Here is a 17,284-nt window from a genome sequence, read left to right on the forward strand (position 1 = left end):
GCGCGAGGTCAGGATTCGACTGCTGGCGATAGCCGTTCGTTCAGTCGGATCAAAGCGGATTGTCCAGCTTCGGCGACGCCAATCAGGCCGCTGCCGCTGGCTGCCCGGATGGTGCGCTGGATTTGGTGCGGCAGTCGATGCGATTCGGCGGTTACGAGGGCGGCATTCAGGGCGTCTTCTGCGGCGTCGCGGTCGCCTGCGGCGATGAGGACTTGGCCTGCTGTCACGCGTTCGATGATGTGCCATTGCGGCGCGACGGGGGACGCGTCCGCCAGGTCGGTGGCCATGATGCGCGCGGCGTCGGCGGCGCGTCCGGTGGCGACCAGGCCACGTAGGTGGATCTCGCGGAACGTGAACGGGTTGAACAACATACCGCGTCCGTGCCTGCTATCGAGCAGGTCGCGATAGTGACCGATCGCTTCATCGAACTGGATGGGATTGCCCTGCTCGCCTGCCGCTCGGGCGAGGAGGGCATAGGCCGCGCCCTGGCCTGCGCGATCGGGCGAGACCGCGATGGCCCGGTCGAGTCGTGCGACGGCTGCCCGGTGGTGTTCGGCCTTGCGCAGTTCGTTGCCGTGCATCCGCAGCACGTGTGCCAGGAACGCCGGATCGCCGAGGCGTTCGGCGACCAGCAGTGCCTTGCCGGTCCAGCGAGCGGCGGCGGTCAGCCGTTCCTCGGGCAGCACCGTTCCCAGCGACACGCCGAGTGCGGCCCGGCCGTGGCCGAGCAGGACGAGCGTGTCCCGTTCGGTGTGGCCCTCGGCCGCGCGTGCTTCCAGGCGGGCGACCAGCGGCCACAGTTCGTTCACCGCGTCCACCGCACGTCCGGACTGCCGGGCGATCTCGGCCAGTCTGATGGTGGAGTCGCCGAACTGGAGCATGGCGGCGAAGTCGGCATCGTCGCTGTCGGTCACACCGAGCACATGCGTCGGAAGGCCGAGAGTGTGGGCGATGTGGCGCCGGGTGCCGACATCGCTGATGGTGCGACGCCGGGTCTCGATCATCGACACGTAGGTCTTGTCGTAGCCGAGCACTGCGGCAAGTTGTTCCTGGCTGAGCCGGTTGAGCCGCCGGTAAGCGCGCAGGATCGTAGCCAGGTCCCGGCTGCGCAACGCGGAGCTGGCCTCGGATGAGGACCACATCCAGAGGGCGGGAGCCAGCGTCGGGGCCGAACCAGCTTGCGGCCGGTGCGGCGTGCTGGCGTGGCAGGTCGGGCATACCGGCTCAGTGGCGAACCGGCTCAGCTCCGCGCCGCACGCCGCGCATTGGCTACCCGCCAGCATGAGCTATCTGACCAGTTCCGGGGCGTCTTCGCGCAGCCGCGCAAACCAGGTGACGATGGAGTGCTTGTAACCGTCGGGCATGGTCAGCCCCGGCACGTCGTGCTCGGCGAACAGGCCGATCTCTTTGTGCTCGTGGGACAGCACCGGCTCACTGTCGCCGTCTGGGTAGCACCCGTAGGTCACGATGAACACGTGTTTCTCGGCCTGGTCGATGTAGTACATCCAGGTATCGAGGATTGGCCCCGTGGTCACCTTCCATCGGGTTTCCTCGGTGATCTCGCGGGCCACACACTCTTCGGGGGTTTCATCTAGTTCGATCCGCCCGCCGGGTAGTTCCCACTCGTCCCGCTCGTTCTTGAGCAGCAGCACCTTTCCGGCACGCACGACCACACCCTTGATCGAGATCGGGAACGCGCGCGGGCGGTGGTTGGGCTGGCTCATCGAGGCATCCTCCGAAGTCACTGGCTTGCCGCTCACTGGCAACGTAGCACCGTGCCCCGCGCGAGAGAACGACCGAGCGTTGACAACTTGTCACTGGACGTGGCCGCTTGATCCGGCTGTGCTGGTCGCAACGACTCGACCAGTTTGGGGAGGTTGCACACGGTGCACGATCCACTTGCGCGCTATCGCAGTGCGGTTTCCGACATACCGGCTCGGCTCGCCGAGCATGGCCTGGCGCTGATCTGCGGACTGGCCGACGCGGCGGCCCTCCTGGACCTGGCCAGCTCTCTCACCACGGTTGTGCCGCATCGCGACAGCGACGCCGACGGCATCACAACCATCACCGACCGGGGAGCCGCTCGTGTTCGGCACGGCTTCGCCGGGTTCAGCGCCGAAGCGCTGAGTCCGCACACCGACCGCTCCGGAGTGCCCCAACCGCCGAGGCTGTTGCTGACAAGCTGCCGCCAGCCCGGCATTGCCGGTGGTGAATGCGTGCTGATCGACGGCAAAGCCGTCTATGACGATCTTGCCGAGTCCGCGCCGGACGCCCTGCGTGCCTTCCGCACGCCGCGCTCGGCGCTGTTCGGCGGCGCGGCCGGACACCTCGGTTCGGTCTTCACCGACCTCGGCAACTGCCGGATGTCGGTTCGCCTGCGGCTGGACGAGTTGGCCTGGTTCTCACCCCAGGTGAGTCGCTGGCTGCCGACACTGCGTGTGGTCCTCGACCGGCACGCTCACACGTTCAGTATGGCGACGGGCGAGGGGTACGTGCTGGACAACTGGCGCTGGCTGCACGGCCGACACGCCTTCCTCGGGCAGCGCGTGCTCTACCGCATTACCGGGGACCCACTACCGCATCTCGCCATTCCGACCGGGTTCCGTCCGTCGCGCCAGCTTTTGCCGAAGACAGCGGCATGAGGGCGACCGATGAGGCCGCCGTCCGTGAGTTTCCCGAACTGGTGGGTCTGATCATCCTTCGCGAGGCAGGTTGGCGATTCCTCCCGCCCCGGCCGCTCGGAGGCACTCTGACCGACTTGCATGGGTTCCGTGCCTGGCCAGGTGGATGGACGGATGCGATCCGCGTCCGCAGCCCCACCGACGTGATGGCTCTCCGCTCGGACGGGCGGGAACCACCCGGCGTGGTCTGGGAACGCACCGGCACGCTCGGACACGTCATCGGGGAGCTACTGGCGCTACCCGCACCAAACGAACCCTCGGCACCTCGATTGGTGCGTTCGCCCGCGCCGATCCTCTGGACCCCAAGCAGGACGAGGTGAGCTGTTGTGTCAAGTCGCACCCGAGGCGCCCGGCGCCTGGCCACCCTGCTGACCACCGCGACCGGTGTGCACGTGCTCCTGCGCTACCAACGTGACGCCAACCGCTACTGCGTCGCCTGGACCGGCGGCCCAACGGTCGACGCCATGCAAGCCCTGACAGCCAAGCATCGCGCCGAAGTACCCGCCCTGAACTCGACACCCTTTACCTGGTCCAGAGCTGAGCCCTGACGCGCCAACCGTCTCGTCACGTGTGTGCCCGAAGTGAGCCCGGACGGTCCGTGAACGGCCGACAGAATTGGTCATTGAGCGGAGATCGCCCCGGCCTGGTCTGTACGGACCGGACCGGGGCGACACTGCCCGACATTGATCAACCTGACCTGGGCAGAACTACGGATCAGAAGGTTAGGGGTTCGAATCCCTTCGGGCGCGCCACTTCACACCGCAGAGAGACCATCGTCTAGCTGCGGTTTTCTCTGTCTGGATCCTCACCTCCTCCAGTCGATCGCACCGTTTCGGGGCCATGGGTGCCCGATGGCTGCCCGAGCGTTTTCGTGGGTGCCCGGCGGGGCACCACCGCCGCGGTCGCCTCGGCCGCAGCCCGCGCGACATCCGGCAGCACGCTCGTGTAGAGATCGCTCGTGGTCGCCAACGCCGAGTGCCCGAGCGCGGTGGCATCGCCGACCTCACCCGGGCGGTGGCCGCACTGTCCCGCGACCCCGGACTGACGGAGGACCGGGTCGAGCAGATCATCCGGGACGCCGTGGCGCAGCACATCGAGATCACCGGCGAAGTCCACATCGGCGCCGCGCCGGTCAGCGAAGGGAGCGACACGTGAAGATCGGACCGAAGCTCAAGGCCATCGTGGCCGCGGTCGGCACCGTCATCACCGCGGTGTCCGACGCGCTCGCGGACAACCTGCTCGGGCTGGATGAAACCGCCACCCTCGCCAGCACACTCGTCCTCGCGGCCGGCACTGTCTACGCGGTATGGCGCGTCCCTAACCGCGACGAACGCTAGAAACAGCCAGCACTCACGCGTCGGAGCAAGCGCAGGCCAGAACCTCTCAACATGCGGCTACGCGTCGTCCTTGATCGTCTGGAGAACAGCGAAAGCGATATTCTCGGCAGCCTTACAGGCGTCATTTCCGGCGCGTGTCCTGACGTTGGCGTCGAAAAACAGGTCATCCCTGATGCCAATAGCCATGCCGCAATCGCCCTGATCGCGATTGTCGGCTATTTCAACATATACTGCCGGGTATCCGTCCACTTCGGTCGGCTCAAAATATCCCTTATCCCAGTGACCTGTGTCGTTGAGTGCATAGATGTTGCTCAAGCCGTTCTCGACGGACGTCATATACGAAACGCCCGCGCTTGTCGATCCGTCCCTGATATTCCAGCGGCAGTTCGTAGCGGTCTCGTTGTTGTTTTCTCGGCTCGACGTGACCTCAAATTTCTGCTGTTGCGCCTCCGTCAGGCTCGAACATGGATCCTGGATGTACTTCGATGCGTCCAACGGCTCGGGTACTGGTGGCGCTTCACTGAACTGCCGCCCGGTCGTGCTGGGCTGAGAACTGCTGGTGTCTAGCCTGGAAGTGGGTAACGCTTGTCCTGTCTCGTGGGAGTCGCACCCTGCCAGTGAGGCTGACAGCAGTGTGGCGCCTACGACGAACCAGCGCTTACGCATAGAGACCACTGGAGTTACGCCCCCGTCCCGGATGACGACCCGTCCTCGCCACGATCCTTGAAGACCTCAGCGGTGTCCTCCTCCTTCTCCACATAAGTTCCATTCGCCTTACGTAAGGCGTCGATGTAAGATTGAGCGTACTCAGCCATCGCCTTGTTGTGTTCAGCGGCTTTGTTGATGGATTCCTGAGCTGCTTTGGCCTGGTTTACTGCGGGTGCATCAGGTGACGGCGGAGTGCAAGCTGCTGCCGCCTGCCGTAACTCGTCATATTTCTCGGTGATCTGATCGCGAAGATTTTCGAATTCGCGAATCTTGGCGGCGATGGTCTCTTCGTCGAACAGGTAGCCACCACCCACGGACGCCGCGACCCGGTTAATGCCGTCGAGCCAGCTACCACCGCCGCCCTCGCGGTGCTCCTCCAGCCGCTCCTGCGCATCTGCGCGCTCCTCGGCGATCTCGTCTTCGATGTCGTGCCGAGCCTCCGGAGCCGCGCCGGGAGTCGAGCCCCCACCGGTCACATTGACCTGTCCCGCGTCCTCCCCGCCGAGGACGCTGCGCAGGTATTCATCCCCCGCTGACGCCATGCCGTGCCCCTCCTGCGTGCGGCCAGTGCCGTGGCCATCCAGCCCAGCACCTTAGCGCGACCGCTCATGCACGCACAGCACTTCACCGCAAACGGCGCCTGGGCCTCGCTCACACCGACTGACCCAGCGCGTGCGCAGCACAGACCGGGCAGAGGAGGCAGCGGGCCCGGTAGTCGACCGGTTCCGGCCTGCAGGGCGCGCCGCAATGCGCGCGATGGGTGCGCGGTGCCTCGGCGGGCACGAAGTGCACCAACCATTCCAGGGAACCATGTTCGGTGACCTGCCACTGCCCCCGCTTGACCTGTGCCCTGACCAGGCAACTCGGGCAGTGCGGAGCCACGGTGTTGGCGTCGTTATGGGCCGGTAGCAGCAGCCCACACGCGGCGAACCTCACCCGTTCTGATCTGGTCGTTACGGCCAGCGCGTGCCGGTGATCGTCCACCGTGATCCATATTCTCGCCAAGCGTTTCCCTCGCGTTCCTGAGTTGGGGTCGAGCCTCGGGCGCCTCGCTCAGCTGCGCGGGAAGGGGAGTCGCTGCGAGGGCTCGCGGCCGGTGGTTGTAGCGCTAGCCTTTCTCGGGTTGGTGTGGCCCGACCGACGCGGCGGGCTTCACGCCGACCGGGGTCAAGGTGGGCCCCGGCGCGGAGAGTGGGTGGACGCCGGGACCCGTGCCGCCGGTTCCGAGGGGACGGGGACCGGCAGCAGCCAAGGGTTCAGCAGCCGCACCACCATCCGGCCGTGAAGCCGATCGACTGCACCAGGGACACCGCCAACGCGAGCAGCATCAGCACCAGAAGTGGCCGGTCCTGTCGCTGGATCATCGGCGCACTCCGCTCGCCCGGCCGCCGCGCGGCGCCTCACGGGCTGCATCGTCCTGCGCCTCGTGGAACTCCTCGCACCGGGTGGCGTGCTCAGCGGTCGGGTAGGTCGCCTTGCAATGCCAGCAGGTCCGAGCCTCCCGCGCCAGCCGGTGCCAGCCCGCGATCTCGTCCGCTCCCGCCCGTAGCTTGGCGAATTCGTCCGGCGGGGCGTGCTTCCGCCTCACCATGGCCGCCTCGCGCTGCTGATATCCCGCATGCACGTAGCGTCGACCGGCCGCTAGCAGGTCCACAGGGGTTACGCCATGCGCGGCCTATGCGCATAGGGTTAGCGGGACTCGCGGGCAGCACATAGCGCGTGCTGGTACTCAGTGGCCCACTCCGCGCCCTGCTGATCGTCCGGCAGCCCGTCCAGACCGGTCGCCAGGTGGGCGGCTGCCTCACCGTGATCACCAAGGGACAGTCGGGCCAAGCCGATATTGAGGTGCTGGAACGTCGGTGTCAGCCAGTACGCCGTTCCCGGCGGGGTCTCCCGCGCAGCCGGTTCGAGTAGGTCTGTCGCCTCGTCCAGCAGCCGCCGCGCCGTGTCCAAGTCACCGAGATCGGCGTAGCCCTGCGCGGCCTGAGCGGCATCCCCCGCGCGTTGCGCAGCGTGCGCGCCCGGCGTGTGATGCGCCGCCAGAAACCAGCGCGCCACCGCCCGAGGGCGCGCCTGCTGCCGCGCGAGGTAGCCGCGAAAGTTCGCCACCTGCGCGGCCAAGGTGCCGTCGTCCGCCTCATCGGCGAGCAGTTCGGCTTGGTCCAACAGCCGTGCCGCGTCGGCATCCCTGCGCGCTTCCGCATGCAGCCAACCCGCGAACTGGACGAACTCGGCCACGACCGGGGCCAGCTCGACACGGTGCCGGCCGCGCGCTTCACGGTAGAGGCTGGTCACCGTGTCGACCTGCGCCATCGTTGTAGGGATCAGCAGGTCCGGCCCGAGCGCGTCGTCCAGGCGGCGCTGCGCCGCGAGGGACTGTGCGAGCGCGTCGATAGCGTTCGCGTCGATGCGCTCGGGGTGCTTCACGCTGTAGACGATGCGGTCGCACTGGTCGGCGTTCAGCACGTTCGCGGTCGGGCGGGGGCGCAACGCCTGTAGCTCACCGTCCGCGCCGAGGATGCTGTCCAGGCGTGCCGCCGTCATCGCGTCGATGGCTTGCCGGTCCGACTCGTATCGGGACAAGCTGGACTGGCTGATCGGCACTTGCCGGGCGAGCGCGGGCTGCGACAACTCGGCCTGCTCGCGGAGTCGGCGGAGTGCCTGACCGAAACTCTCGACCATGGCGCCCTCTCGCGGAGTGGACCCCTTCGCGTGCCCCCCGGTGGCCAAACCGGGGGCTTCCCTCCGCGAAGAGGTGCAATGTCAGGTTACCCACTACCTGACCGGGTGAACACGGTCGCCACCTCGGGCAACCGGGAACCGGTGCCCGTGGCCAGCAGGGCGCGCGTTACCGCTTGCCGCTGTCCCAGTGCTCCGGGTCGTACTTCCACGGCTTTCGCCGCACCCGACGTGCACAGTCACACCGCCCGTGGTGTGGGCCAGGGCGCTGTCCTGGTCGACGTATTCGCCGTTCCACGGCCGACCGTCCAACTTCTCCCGCAGCATCGCCAGCGGGTCACACTCCGGCGCGTCCTCGGCCGGCTCGGCCTCGGTGGTGGTCGGCTCGCCGCTCGGCGTGGTGTCGCTCGGTGGCGGGGTCGTCTGCTGGGCCACGTTGGTGGACGGGTCGGAGTCCGGCGGCGGTGACGCCGATTCCTCCCCGCTGCACCCTGCCAGCAGCAGAAGGCCGGCGAACACGGCAACGATCACGCGGGTCATCAGGAAACTCCCAACCTCGGTCACTGTGGCCACGGCCGTTAACGGACGTGACGGGCTGTAACCGAGTTGTCATCGCTGCTCGCCCGCTCGGTTGTCCACGTTCGGCTGACCGGTGAGCACGTGCGTCACGCTGCCGGATCACGGCGCCACCTCCTCGGCCAGCGCACGCAGCCCCTCGGCCTCGGCCTCGGTGAGTCCGAACCGGCCGGTCAACTGGTGGAGGTCCCGCTGCCCGGTGCCCAGTTGAGCGACGCGCCGATCGAGTACGTGCGGCGCAACCTGGTCACCGTCTCGCGCGCGCAGTACGAACGGAAGGCGGCCGCGTGAGCGCATCGCCTGGCGGTGTCCTGGTCACCCTCGACGGGCCGGCCGGGGTCGGCAAGACCACCACCGCCCGACTCCTACGCGAATACCTCGGCCGGCGCGGCTACCCCGTGCACACCACGACCCAACCCTCGCACGGCGTGTTGGGCAAGACCGCACGGCACCACACGGACAGCTACCACGGGTACGCGCTCGCGTGCCTGGTCGCGGCCGACCGATACCACCACCTCGAGACCGACGTGCGGCCGCATCTCGAGGCGGGGCATATCGTCGTGTGCGACCGCTATGTCGCGTCCTCCTACGTCTTGCAGCGGATGGACGGCGTGCCGCTGCCGTTCGTCGAGGCGATCAACGCGGCCGCCGACCGGCCGGACCTTGCCGTTATCTTGCAGGCTCCGCCGGCTGTCACCGCGGCGCGAGTCGCTGCCCGCGGCGCGCACAACCGGTTTCATACTGGCGAGTGCACCAGCAGGCAGGAGAACGACCTTTACGAGGACACCGCAACGCGGCTCGCGGCCGGTGGCTATCCGGTCCTTGCTGTGCAGACCGGCGACCGGTCGCCGACTGGGGTCGCTGATTACCTCACGGCGCGAATCGCCGATCTGGTGGAGGGTCACGGCCCGGAGGTGGTGACGGCGTAGCCTCTGCACGTCCGCGGCGACCAGTATGCCGCGGACGTGCAGGTTTCCACCGGCTCGTGAGGATCTCGCCGCATGGCAGACGGGCAACACACCATCATCGACGTGCACGTGCTACTCGTCCGCGGCGACGAGTTGTTGCTCACCCAGCGGCGCGGCACCTACGGCTCCGGCATGTGGCATCTTCCGTCCGGCAAGCTCGACGCTGGCGAGTCGCTACTCGCCGCCGCGGTGCGTGAAGCCGAGGAAGAGGTCGGCGTGCTCATCGCCCCCGCCGAGCTGCGCCATGTGCACACGGTGCACGTGGCCGGGTCCGGGCCGGTGCCGCGGCTGGGGGTGTTCTTCGAGGCACAACGGTGGATTGGCGAGCCGGACAACCGCGAGCCCGACAAGTGCTCGGCCGTCGAATGGTTCCGGCTCGACAGCCTGCCCGATGAGGTGATCCCGTACCCGCTGGCCGGTATCCGCGGCTACCTCGAGGGCATCCCCTTCGGCGTGCTCGGTTGGGCTGACCACCGACGGCCTGCGATGGCCTGAACGGTTCACCGGAGCGCGAACCAGAACTTTTGGTTGGCTCTGGTCCATCGGGTGTGGTGCAGGTTCAGCGTCTCGGGCAGGGGATAGCTTTGTCCGCCCTGGTAGACGCTGTAGGGGGTTTCGTTGATGAGGGTGGACCCTCCGGGGGTGGTCGAGGCGAGTCGTGGGGCGGTGCCGCTGCCGGTGGTGACTCCGCACATGGCGACCGCTTCCCCCTTGGTGAGAGTGATGGGGTTGGGCAGAGTCCAGGACTTGACGCCGGGGGTGGCGATCCAGTCCAGCGAGAACGTGCTTGCGCGTTGGGTGAGAGTGGTGAGGTCGGGGCCGGTGTAGATTCCGAAATCGAATGTGGCGAGCCCGCTGTGTGCGGTGAACACGCAGAACGTGAGCACGCTCGCCGTGAGCGTTTTCGGCGAGATCATCGCCCACGCGGTGAGGTAGCCGGGCGAGAGGGTTTCGCCCCAGATGGCCTCGACTCGGCGCAGGGTGGATATCTGGTCACCGTAGAGGGTGGTGTCGGTGGCTTGCGGCTCGACCAGTGGTAGCCGGTCCATCGTGGCGACATCGGTGCCGGTGACAGGTTTCGGACCGTGGTATTCGAGTGCGGGCATTAGCCGGTCACCACCACGCGGTAGGAGCCTTGCCTGCCAACATATCCAGACCAGGATGAAAACGGTTCACTATGGTAACTCGCTGTATGTTGCGGCAGCCGTACTCGATTCGACAACTCGCCTGTTCCTAAGCTGGGCTGCGACTGTGATCGCCCCAGCCTATGTAGCACGGACCGGGGCGACGTCAGCCGACATGGACTTGGGCGGAACTGTGGACGAGCAGGAAAGGATTCCAGATCAGCGGGGGTCCCAGAGGACGTCGCGCATCACCGGGAGCTCCCTGCGCAGTCCTTGCCAGCCGGCGCAGTGGATGTTGTGCGCGCAGTCGTACTCGACGAACCAGCTGTTGGTGATCCCGTTGGCCAGCAGGTGCTGGTGGAACTCGTAACTCAGCCGGTGTGCCTGGGCCTCCAGCGGGTCACCGTGTTGCGTGCCGCCGTAGAGCACCGTGTGCACCCCGCTGAGCGCGCCGACCCGGTGCTGCGGGTTGTTGAACGCCCAGGAGCCGTCGCCGGGCGCGCCGAAGGGGCCGTCCAGCGGGAACCCCTCGATCTCCATCGAACCGGTGACGGCGGTGCGCATCCGCACGTCCTCCAGGTTGTAGCCCCCGGAGAAACCCGCGGCGAACCGGAACAGCCCGGGCCGGTGGGTGGCGTGCCGGATCGCGGCGAACGCGCCCATGGAGAACCCGGCGATCGCGCGGCCCTCCCGCTCGCGGATGGTGTTCAGGTTCTGGTCGATCCACGGTACGAGCTGGTCGAGGTGGAAGGTGTCCCATTGCTGGACGCCCGCGGATTGGTTGACCCAGTTGGTCGCCCAGCCCGCCTTGCCCGCCTCGGCGGTCACCGTGATGAACGGGAATCCCCGGGTGATCCCCTCCACGTCGGCCTCGTTGTGCCAGGCGCCCGGCCCCTGGCCGCGGCCGTGGAACAGGTACAGCACCGGATAGCTCAGGGCCGGGTTGTAGCCCTCGGGCAGGGTGACGATCACGTCGTGGTAGTCCCAGGCGATGGCGCGGGTGTCCACCGCGCCGGTGTGGATGTTCACCACATACGACCGTGGCGTGCTGCGTAGCACGTTGCGTACCTCGATGCCGTGCCCGGAGGTGAAGGTCGGTTGTGCGGCGGCGCCCACCGGTGCCGGCGCGACGATCAGGGTCGCCACGAGCGCGACGACCACTGACAGGGCGCGGCGCCAGCGCGCTCGCCGTGGGGCGGCAGGGTGTTCGTACGACCGGAAAGCCACGTGCCATCTCCTCCGTGCTGATCCGCGGGTCTGCCCAGAGGACGCTAGGCGAGTCCGTTGAAATTCCGATGAAACGGCCGCCAACCTTATAGCAAGTTGCTATAATGCAGTACGGACGAAGGGATGGGTGCGATGGCTCGGCTGCGCAGGGTGGATCGCGATCTGGCGGCGGTGACCGTGCTCGCGCTGCTGCTCCAGGGGCCCCGGCACACCTACGAGATGCACCGGCTGATCGTCGACACGCACAAGGATTTCGTCACCGGCCTGCCGCGGCGGCTGTACCACGCGGTGGAGCGGCTGGAGCGGGACGGCCTGATCGGCGTGGTCGAGCACAGCCGCGCGGGGAGCCGCCCGGAGCGCACCATCTACCGGCTCACCGAGCAGGGGCGGTCGGCGCTCACGGATCGGGTGTACCGGCTGCTGGCGACCCCGGATCGGGACGCGACGCTGTTGGTCGCCGGGCTCTCGCTGATCGGCTGCCTGCCGGTGGACCGGGCCGGGCAGGCACTGGCCGAGCGTGCCGAGGCACTGGCCCGCGCGGTGCGGCAGACCGAAGACCAGTTGCGATCCGTGCCGGCGGAGCTGCCGCGGGTGCTGCTGCTCGAAGCCGAGTACGAGCTGACCCGCTTGGGTGCCGAGCGGGACTGGGTACGGGCGCGGCTGGCCGAGCTGGATTCCGGCGAACTGGCCTGGCCTGCCGATCTCAGGCGGCTGATGCCGATCGAGGAGGCGCTTGATGACCTGACCTGAAAGCCATCGGCGTGATGCGGCAACACCACGCCGATGGCGGAAGCACCCCGAACCGATCCACTGGCGCGAACCGGTACTCGAGATGCGGCATATTCAGGGTATCCGATCGCGCTCCGTGGAACGGAAGCGCGCCCGCGCCGGGAAACACCCCGCCGTGGCGCTCATCCCGTTCGAAACACAAACATAAAGGAGCGAAAGGAAATGCCCGAAGGTTATTTCGTCGCGCACGAACTGCGCGTCTCGGATGTGGCGGCAGGCGCGGCGTTCTACGGCGACCTGTTCGGCTGGACCGCCATCGCCACGCCGACCGGCAGGCAACTGCGCGCCGATCACACCCCGCTCGGCGGGGTGAGCCAGGTCAAGGACGGAGTCCCGCCGCACTGGAGCAGCTGCGTGGCGGTGACCGATGTGCCCGCCGCGGTCGGCACCGCCACGGCCCATGGCGCGACCGTGACCACGCCAGGCGGCCGGCCGGTGCGTGTCCCCGGCCAGGGTTGGCTGGCGCCGATCCTGGATCCGGCGCGGGGGTTCTTCCTCATCGCCGAACCGGCCGCCGGAGTGCCGGCAGGGACACCGGGGACCTTCGCCCGGCACCGGCTGCATGCCACCGACCCCAGCGCGGCGGCCGCCTTCTACCAGGCGGTGCTGCCCTGGCAGGTCCATGGTGGTACCGGCGAGGTCACCCACACCTTCCGGCTCCCCGGCGGCGCGCCGGTGGCCGAGGTCGTCCAGGCCGACGGCCCCGCGCAGTACTGGCTGCCCTACGTGCTCGTGGCGGACCTGGACGCCGCCTGCGCACTGGCCGCCGAGCTCGGCGCCGCCGTGCACGACGACCGTGGCGCCGCGCCGACCGGCGGTGGCTCGTGCGTGATCGTCGATCCGCAGGGTGCCGAACTCGGCCTTTGCGCGGAGCCCCGGCGGTGAATATGTAACCATCCGGGGTGGGGACGGGCGCCGGAGAAGCGGGGGCACGATGAGCGCACAGCTGCGGCTCGCCGTGCTCGGCCCGCTTCGGGCCTGGCGCGGCGGGCAGCCGCTCGATCTGGGGCCGATCCGCCAGCAGGCGCTGCTGGCGGCCCTGGTGCTCCGCCCGGATGTGCCGGTCAGCCAGCAGGAACTGCTCGAAAGCGTGTGGGGCACGGAACCACCGGGCACGGGCGGCAAGGTGGTTCCGGTCTACGTGCACCGGCTGCGCAAGTGCCTGCGCGCGGACGGGGCGGGCCCTGCGGACTCGGTGATCGGCACGGGTCGCGGTGGCTACCGCTTCGCCAGCGCGGGTGTCCGGCTGGACTCGGTGCGCCTGGCGGAAATCCTCGCCGAGGCGAACGCGGCCGACCGGGCGGGCGATCTGGCCGGGGCCGTCCACGCGTACGCGGGGGCGCTCGAGTTGTTCCGGGGCGAGCCGCTGGCCGGGCTGCCCGGACCCTTCGCGGCGGGGGAACGGCTGCGGCTGACCGAACGCCGGACCGCCCTGCTGCAGGAAAAGCTGGAGCGGCAACTGCGGCTGGGCCGGTACGCCGACGCGGTCGCCGAACTGTCCGCGTTGCTGCCTGCGCACCCGCATAACGAGCCGCTCGGTGCGCTGCTGATGCGCGCCCTGTACGGCAGCGGTCGTGCCGGCGACGCACTGGCCGTGTTCACCCGGCTGCGCCGCCGCCTGGTGGACGATCTCGGGGTGGAACCGGGCGGCCCGCTGCGTCGGGTGCAGCAGGCGGTGCTGCGCGGGGAGGACGAGCTGCTCGGCGTGACCGCGGTCGGCCGGGCTCGGCCCGCTCGGCCACGGAACGAGCTGCCCGCCGACACCGGGGAGCTGGCCGGGCGCGGGCCGGAACTCGCGTCGCTCGGGACGCCCGCGGACGCCGCGGTGGTGTCGGTCGACGCCGTGCACGGGGTGGCCGGTGCGGGTAAGACCGCGCTGGTGGTCCGCGCGGCACACCGGCTGCGGGCGGATCACCCGGATGGTTGCCTGTTCGTGGACCTGCACGGGCACACCGAGGGTCGCACGCCGCTGACCACGCAACGCGCGCTGCGGCGGCTGCTGCGGTCGGTCGGCGTGGACGACAGTGCTCACCCGGACGACCCCGATGAACTGACCGCGTGCTGGCGATCCGCGAGTGCCTCGCTACGCCTGCTGCTGGTGCTCGACGATGCCGCCGGGGCCGGGCAGGTACGCCCGCTGCTGCCGACCGGGCCGGGCAGCCGGGTGCTGGTGACCAGCAGGCAGCGGCTCACCGGGCTGGAGGTGCAGCGCAGGATCTCCCTGGAACCCCTCGACCTCGACACGGCGGGCGAACTCCTCGGTCGTATCGCCGGCGGATCCCGCGCCGCCCGGGAGCCGGGCGCCGTGCGCGAGCTGGCCCGGCTGTGCGGGCGGCTGCCGCTGGCGCTGTGGCTCGCCGGAGCCCGGCTGCAAGATCGTCCTATGTGGACGTTTCAGTGGCTGGTGGAGCGGCTGGCCGACGACGAGCGCAGGCTCGGCGAACTGGCCGCGGGGGACCGCAGCGTCGCGGCGGCGTTGCGGCTGTCCTACGCGCAGCTTCCCGTGGCCGCCCGGCGCGCGTTCCGCGCGCTCGGGCAGTGCCCGACGGTGCGGCACGATCGACTGGGGCTGGCCGCGATGCTGGACTGTTCGGCCGAGGAAGCCGAACGGCTGCTGGAAGGCCTTGTCGACGCGAGCCTGCTGGAACAGCCCGCGGCCGGCCGGTACCGGTTGCACGACCTGGTCGCGGTGTACGCCCGGCACGCCGTTCCGCAGGAGCACGGGGAGACCCTGGTCGCGGCCCGGATCAGGGTGTTCGAGCTCTGTATCGCCGCGGCCCGGTGCGCGAGCGACTGGGGCTTCGCCGGCTACCCGACCGGCCCCACACCGTTCACCGGCTGGGCGGAGGCCGCCGCCTGGCTGGACGCCGCCGGAGGCGAACTCGTCGACGTGGTCGGGCAGGCGGCGGCCGACGGGCATGCCGACCATGCTTGCCGGCTCGCCGAGGCACTGGTCGACTACCTCACCCGGCAGGGCCGGTACCACGAGTGCCGCGGCGCGCTGGAGATCGCGCTGCCGCTGGCCGACCAGGCCGGTGACCGGCGGTTGGCCTCCTCGCTGCGGCTGTGCTTCGGTCTTGTCGCCGGCACTCAGGGCCGGTACGAGCAGGCGGGGGACTGGTTCGCCGAGGCCTTGCGGATCGGGCGGTGTAGCGGCGACCGGCGGGAGGAGGCCCGTGCCCTCGGCGGGCTGGGCATGGTGGCCACGGCGCTCGGGCGGTATGCCCAGGCGCTCGAGCGGCTGACCGAGGCGGTGGCCATGGCCGAGGAGTTGGCGGACCACTGGCTGGCCGGAACAGCGATCTCCGGGATCGGTTTCATCCACCATGTGTACGGGCGGCACGAGGAGGCGCTGGACTGCTTCGCGCGTTCCGGCGTGCTGGGCGAGAAGACCGGCAGCGTGAAGATCCTGGGAAACACGATGTGCGCCACCGGCAGCGTCCAGCTCGAACTCGGGCGGCCGGCCGAGGCCGCGATCGCGTTGCGGCAGGCCGTGGAACTGGCCGAGCGGCTCGGGGACGTCCAACTCCACGCGTTCAGCCTGACCCGGCTGGGTAGTGCCGAGCAGGAAATGGGAAACCAGGACACCGGGACTCGGCTCCACTACCGGGCGCTTGCCATGGTCACCGAGCAGACCACGGTGGACCTCGAACTGGAGATCCGGGCCCGGCTGGCTGTCAGGGGGTGAACTCGAGGGTGGCGAGGGCGCTGACCAGGGGAGCCAGTTCGGGGAGTTCGGCGGCCTCGTCCAGTGCCGCGGACAGTGCCGCGTCGTGGGTGGGGCGGGCGGCGCCGAACAACTCCCTTCCGGCAGGGGTGAACTCGGTGTAGATACCGCGCCGGTCGGTCGGGCACAGGTAGCGCTGTAGCAGCCCGCGGTCCTCCAGCCTGCCGACCAGCCGGGTGGTCGCCGACTGGCTCAGTACCACCGCGTTGGCGAGCTGGTTCATCCGCAGGTGGAAGCCGTCCTGCCGGGACAGCACGTCCAGCAGTGAGTACTCGCTGACGGACAACTCGTGCTCCCGTTGCAGGGCTCGCTCCAGCTTGTCCTCGATCCGCGCGTGCAGCGCGGCCAGGGTGCGCCAGCCCTGGGCGCGGGCTTCGACGGCGTCATCGGGCACTGACACGGTGCACCATATCCTCCGGCTCGGGCGGGTGTGTCCACCATCATTGCACGCCACTGTAGTTTTGATTTGCAATAACCAGCGTACGCAAATATTGTTGCCGCCGGTAGTCGTCAACAGGAAAGGATTGGGTCATGGCTGGCGTACCCACCGTCACGCTGAACAACGGCGTGACCATGCCGCAACTCGGCTTCGGCGTGTTCCAGGTGCCGGAGGCCGAGACGAAAGCCGCGGTCACGGCCGCGCTCGAAGCCGGCTACCGCAGCATCGACACGGCGACCGCCTACAAGAACGAGGGCGCCGTCGGCCGGGCCCTCGCCGAGTCCGGGCTGCCCAGGGACGAGCTGTTCGTCACCACCAAGCTGTGGAACAGCGACCAGGGCTACGACGCCACCCTGCGTGCCTTCGACAACAGCCTCGAGCTGCTCGGGCTGGACTACCTGGACCTGTACCTGATCCACTGGCCGGTCCCGGAGCGGGACCGCTACGTCGAGTCCTGGCAGGCGATGGAGAAGCTGCATGCCGACGGGCGGATCCGGGCGATCGGGGTGTCCAACTTCCACCCGCAGCACCTGCGCAGGCTCGCGGAGAACAGCGATGTGGTGCCCGCGGTCAACCAGATCGAGTTGCACCCCTACCTTCAGCAGGCCGCCCTGCGCGCCTACCACGCCGAGCACGGCATCCACACCGAGGCGTGGAGCCCGCTGGCCAAGGGTGGCGACCTGCTGAACGAGCAGGCGGTGACCGACCTGGCGAGCAAGCACGAGCGCACACCCGCCCAGATCGTGCTGCGCTGGCACCTGCGGCTCGGCAACATCGTCATCCCCAAGTCGGTCACCCCGGAACGCATCCGGGCCAACATCGAGGTTTTCGACTTCGACCTCGACCAGGCGGACCTGGATGCGCTGTCCACGCTGGACCGTGGTGTGCGCACCGGGCCGGATCCGGAAGCCTTCAACGTGGTCTGAGCGGGAGAAGGAGGCATGCCGCTGGATCTCGGCCGCGGTCGGCGCGGGCCGGGGTGGGATTGAGTCGGGCGGTGATCGGGTACCACCTGGACTGCAGACGCAG

General features: G+C 68.9%; 22 protein-coding genes. 11 read left to right on the top strand and 11 right to left on the bottom strand.

Annotated features, from left to right (window positions below; translation table 11 throughout):
- Positions 1-8: 8 nt before the first annotated feature.
- Positions 9-1,283, bottom strand: coding sequence for a helix-turn-helix transcriptional regulator (locus FB471_RS20130; protein ID WP_246076494.1), 1,275 nt, complete (start codon positions 1,281-1,283; stop codon positions 9-11).
- Positions 1,284-1,286: 3 nt separating this feature from the next.
- Entirely contained in the window at positions 1,287-1,724 is a 438-nt protein-coding gene (locus FB471_RS20135) for an NUDIX hydrolase (protein WP_141999970.1), read from the bottom strand.
- Positions 1,725-1,886: 162 nt separating this feature from the next.
- Between FB471_RS20135 and FB471_RS20140 the strand changes: the two genes are divergently transcribed.
- The 4 genes from FB471_RS20140 to FB471_RS20160 all read left to right on the top strand — a co-directional run bounded on the left by FB471_RS20140 (position 1,887) and on the right by FB471_RS20160 (position 4,018).
- Positions 1,887-2,642 (top strand): TauD/TfdA family dioxygenase, encoded by a 756-nt coding sequence (locus FB471_RS20140; RefSeq protein WP_170220874.1) that lies wholly within the window; start codon positions 1,887-1,889, stop codon positions 2,640-2,642.
- A 365-nt stretch (positions 2,643-3,007) separates the two neighbouring features.
- Positions 3,008-3,229, top strand: a complete 222-nt coding sequence (locus tag FB471_RS20150; RefSeq protein WP_141999973.1) for a hypothetical protein — start codon at positions 3,008-3,010, stop codon at positions 3,227-3,229.
- A gap of 427 nt (positions 3,230-3,656) precedes the next feature.
- Positions 3,657-3,836, top strand: a complete 180-nt coding sequence (locus tag FB471_RS20155; RefSeq protein ID WP_141999974.1) for a hypothetical protein — start codon at positions 3,657-3,659, stop codon at positions 3,834-3,836.
- On the top strand, positions 3,833-4,018 hold the full coding sequence (locus tag FB471_RS20160; RefSeq protein WP_141999975.1) for a hypothetical protein: 186 nt from the start codon (positions 3,833-3,835) through the stop codon (positions 4,016-4,018). Before FB471_RS20155 ends, FB471_RS20160 begins: the two co-directional genes overlap by 4 nt.
- 57 nt (positions 4,019-4,075) lie before the next feature.
- Here FB471_RS20160 and FB471_RS20165 read toward each other — a convergent pair whose 3' ends face one another.
- The 6 genes from FB471_RS20165 to FB471_RS20190 all read right to left on the bottom strand — a co-directional run bounded on the left by FB471_RS20165 (position 4,076) and on the right by FB471_RS20190 (position 7,978).
- On the bottom strand, positions 4,076-4,684 hold the full coding sequence (locus FB471_RS20165) for a DUF3558 domain-containing protein (RefSeq protein ID WP_141999976.1): 609 nt from the start codon (positions 4,682-4,684) through the stop codon (positions 4,076-4,078).
- Positions 4,685-4,698: 14 nt separating this feature from the next.
- The gene (locus tag FB471_RS20170; RefSeq protein ID WP_141999977.1) at positions 4,699-5,268 is read right to left on the bottom strand and encodes a hypothetical protein; all 570 of its coding nucleotides are present in this window, start codon (positions 5,266-5,268) and stop codon (positions 4,699-4,701) included.
- 109 nt (positions 5,269-5,377) lie between these two features.
- Entirely contained in the window at positions 5,378-5,662 is a 285-nt protein-coding gene (locus FB471_RS20175) for a hypothetical protein (protein ID WP_141999978.1), read from the bottom strand.
- Between the two features lie 424 nt (positions 5,663-6,086).
- Positions 6,087-6,380, bottom strand: a complete 294-nt coding sequence (locus FB471_RS20180) for a hypothetical protein (protein ID WP_211358078.1) — start codon at positions 6,378-6,380, stop codon at positions 6,087-6,089.
- A 35-nt stretch (positions 6,381-6,415) separates the two neighbouring features.
- Positions 6,416-7,408: a helix-turn-helix transcriptional regulator gene (locus tag FB471_RS20185; RefSeq protein ID WP_141999980.1), complete on the bottom strand. Its 993-nt coding sequence runs from the start codon at positions 7,406-7,408 to the stop codon at positions 6,416-6,418.
- Between the two features lie 93 nt (positions 7,409-7,501).
- The gene (locus FB471_RS20190; protein WP_141999981.1) at positions 7,502-7,978 is read right to left on the bottom strand and encodes a hypothetical protein; all 477 of its coding nucleotides are present in this window, start codon (positions 7,976-7,978) and stop codon (positions 7,502-7,504) included.
- A gap of 87 nt (positions 7,979-8,065) precedes the next feature.
- On the opposite strand from FB471_RS20190, the gene FB471_RS20195 reads away from it, so the two are divergent.
- The 3 genes from FB471_RS20195 (at position 8,066) to FB471_RS20205 (ending at position 9,444) form a co-directional block, all read left to right on the top strand.
- The gene (locus tag FB471_RS20195) at positions 8,066-8,272 is read left to right on the top strand and encodes a hypothetical protein (RefSeq protein ID WP_141999982.1); all 207 of its coding nucleotides are present in this window, start codon (positions 8,066-8,068) and stop codon (positions 8,270-8,272) included.
- Complete coding sequence (tmk, locus tag FB471_RS20200) at positions 8,269-8,910, top strand: dTMP kinase (RefSeq protein WP_141999983.1); 642 nt, start codon at positions 8,269-8,271, stop codon at positions 8,908-8,910. Before FB471_RS20195 ends, tmk begins: the two co-directional genes overlap by 4 nt.
- 72 nt (positions 8,911-8,982) lie before the next feature.
- A complete protein-coding gene (locus FB471_RS20205) occupies positions 8,983-9,444 on the top strand; it encodes an NUDIX domain-containing protein (protein WP_141999984.1) in 462 nt (153 codons plus the stop codon).
- Positions 9,445-9,449: 5 nt separating this feature from the next.
- Here FB471_RS20205 and FB471_RS20210 read toward each other — a convergent pair whose 3' ends face one another.
- Both FB471_RS20210 and FB471_RS20215 read right to left on the bottom strand, forming a co-directional pair.
- Positions 9,450-10,055 (bottom strand): hypothetical protein, encoded by a 606-nt coding sequence (locus FB471_RS20210; RefSeq protein ID WP_141999985.1) that lies wholly within the window; start codon positions 10,053-10,055, stop codon positions 9,450-9,452.
- A 237-nt stretch (positions 10,056-10,292) separates the two neighbouring features.
- The gene (locus tag FB471_RS20215) at positions 10,293-11,300 is read right to left on the bottom strand and encodes an alpha/beta hydrolase (protein ID WP_170220875.1); all 1,008 of its coding nucleotides are present in this window, start codon (positions 11,298-11,300) and stop codon (positions 10,293-10,295) included.
- A 123-nt stretch (positions 11,301-11,423) separates the two neighbouring features.
- Here FB471_RS20215 and FB471_RS20220 point away from each other — a divergent pair, with 123 nt between their 5' ends.
- The 3 genes from FB471_RS20220 to FB471_RS20230 all read left to right on the top strand — a co-directional run bounded on the left by FB471_RS20220 (position 11,424) and on the right by FB471_RS20230 (position 15,777).
- Entirely contained in the window at positions 11,424-12,050 is a 627-nt protein-coding gene (locus FB471_RS20220) for a PadR family transcriptional regulator (protein WP_246076495.1), read from the top strand.
- Positions 12,051-12,251: 201 nt separating this feature from the next.
- Entirely contained in the window at positions 12,252-12,974 is a 723-nt protein-coding gene (locus FB471_RS20225) for a VOC family protein (RefSeq protein WP_141999987.1), read from the top strand.
- A 49-nt stretch (positions 12,975-13,023) separates the two neighbouring features.
- Positions 13,024-15,777, top strand: a complete 2,754-nt coding sequence (locus FB471_RS20230; protein WP_141999988.1) for an AfsR/SARP family transcriptional regulator — start codon at positions 13,024-13,026, stop codon at positions 15,775-15,777.
- On the opposite strand, the gene FB471_RS20235 is transcribed toward FB471_RS20230, so the two are convergent.
- On the bottom strand, positions 15,767-16,216 hold the full coding sequence (locus FB471_RS20235) for a MarR family winged helix-turn-helix transcriptional regulator (protein ID WP_141999989.1): 450 nt from the start codon (positions 16,214-16,216) through the stop codon (positions 15,767-15,769). The two genes, FB471_RS20230 and FB471_RS20235, sit on opposite strands and share 11 nt — an antisense overlap.
- A 131-nt stretch (positions 16,217-16,347) precedes the next feature.
- Between FB471_RS20235 and FB471_RS20240 the strand changes: the two genes are divergently transcribed.
- Positions 16,348-17,181, top strand: coding sequence for an aldo/keto reductase (locus FB471_RS20240; RefSeq protein WP_141999990.1), 834 nt, complete (start codon positions 16,348-16,350; stop codon positions 17,179-17,181).
- Positions 17,182-17,284 lie beyond the last annotated feature (103 nt).

The sequence above is a fragment of the Amycolatopsis cihanbeyliensis genome, from assembly GCF_006715045.1.
GTDB classification, from domain to species: Bacteria; Actinomycetota; Actinomycetes; order Mycobacteriales; family Pseudonocardiaceae; genus Amycolatopsis; species Amycolatopsis cihanbeyliensis.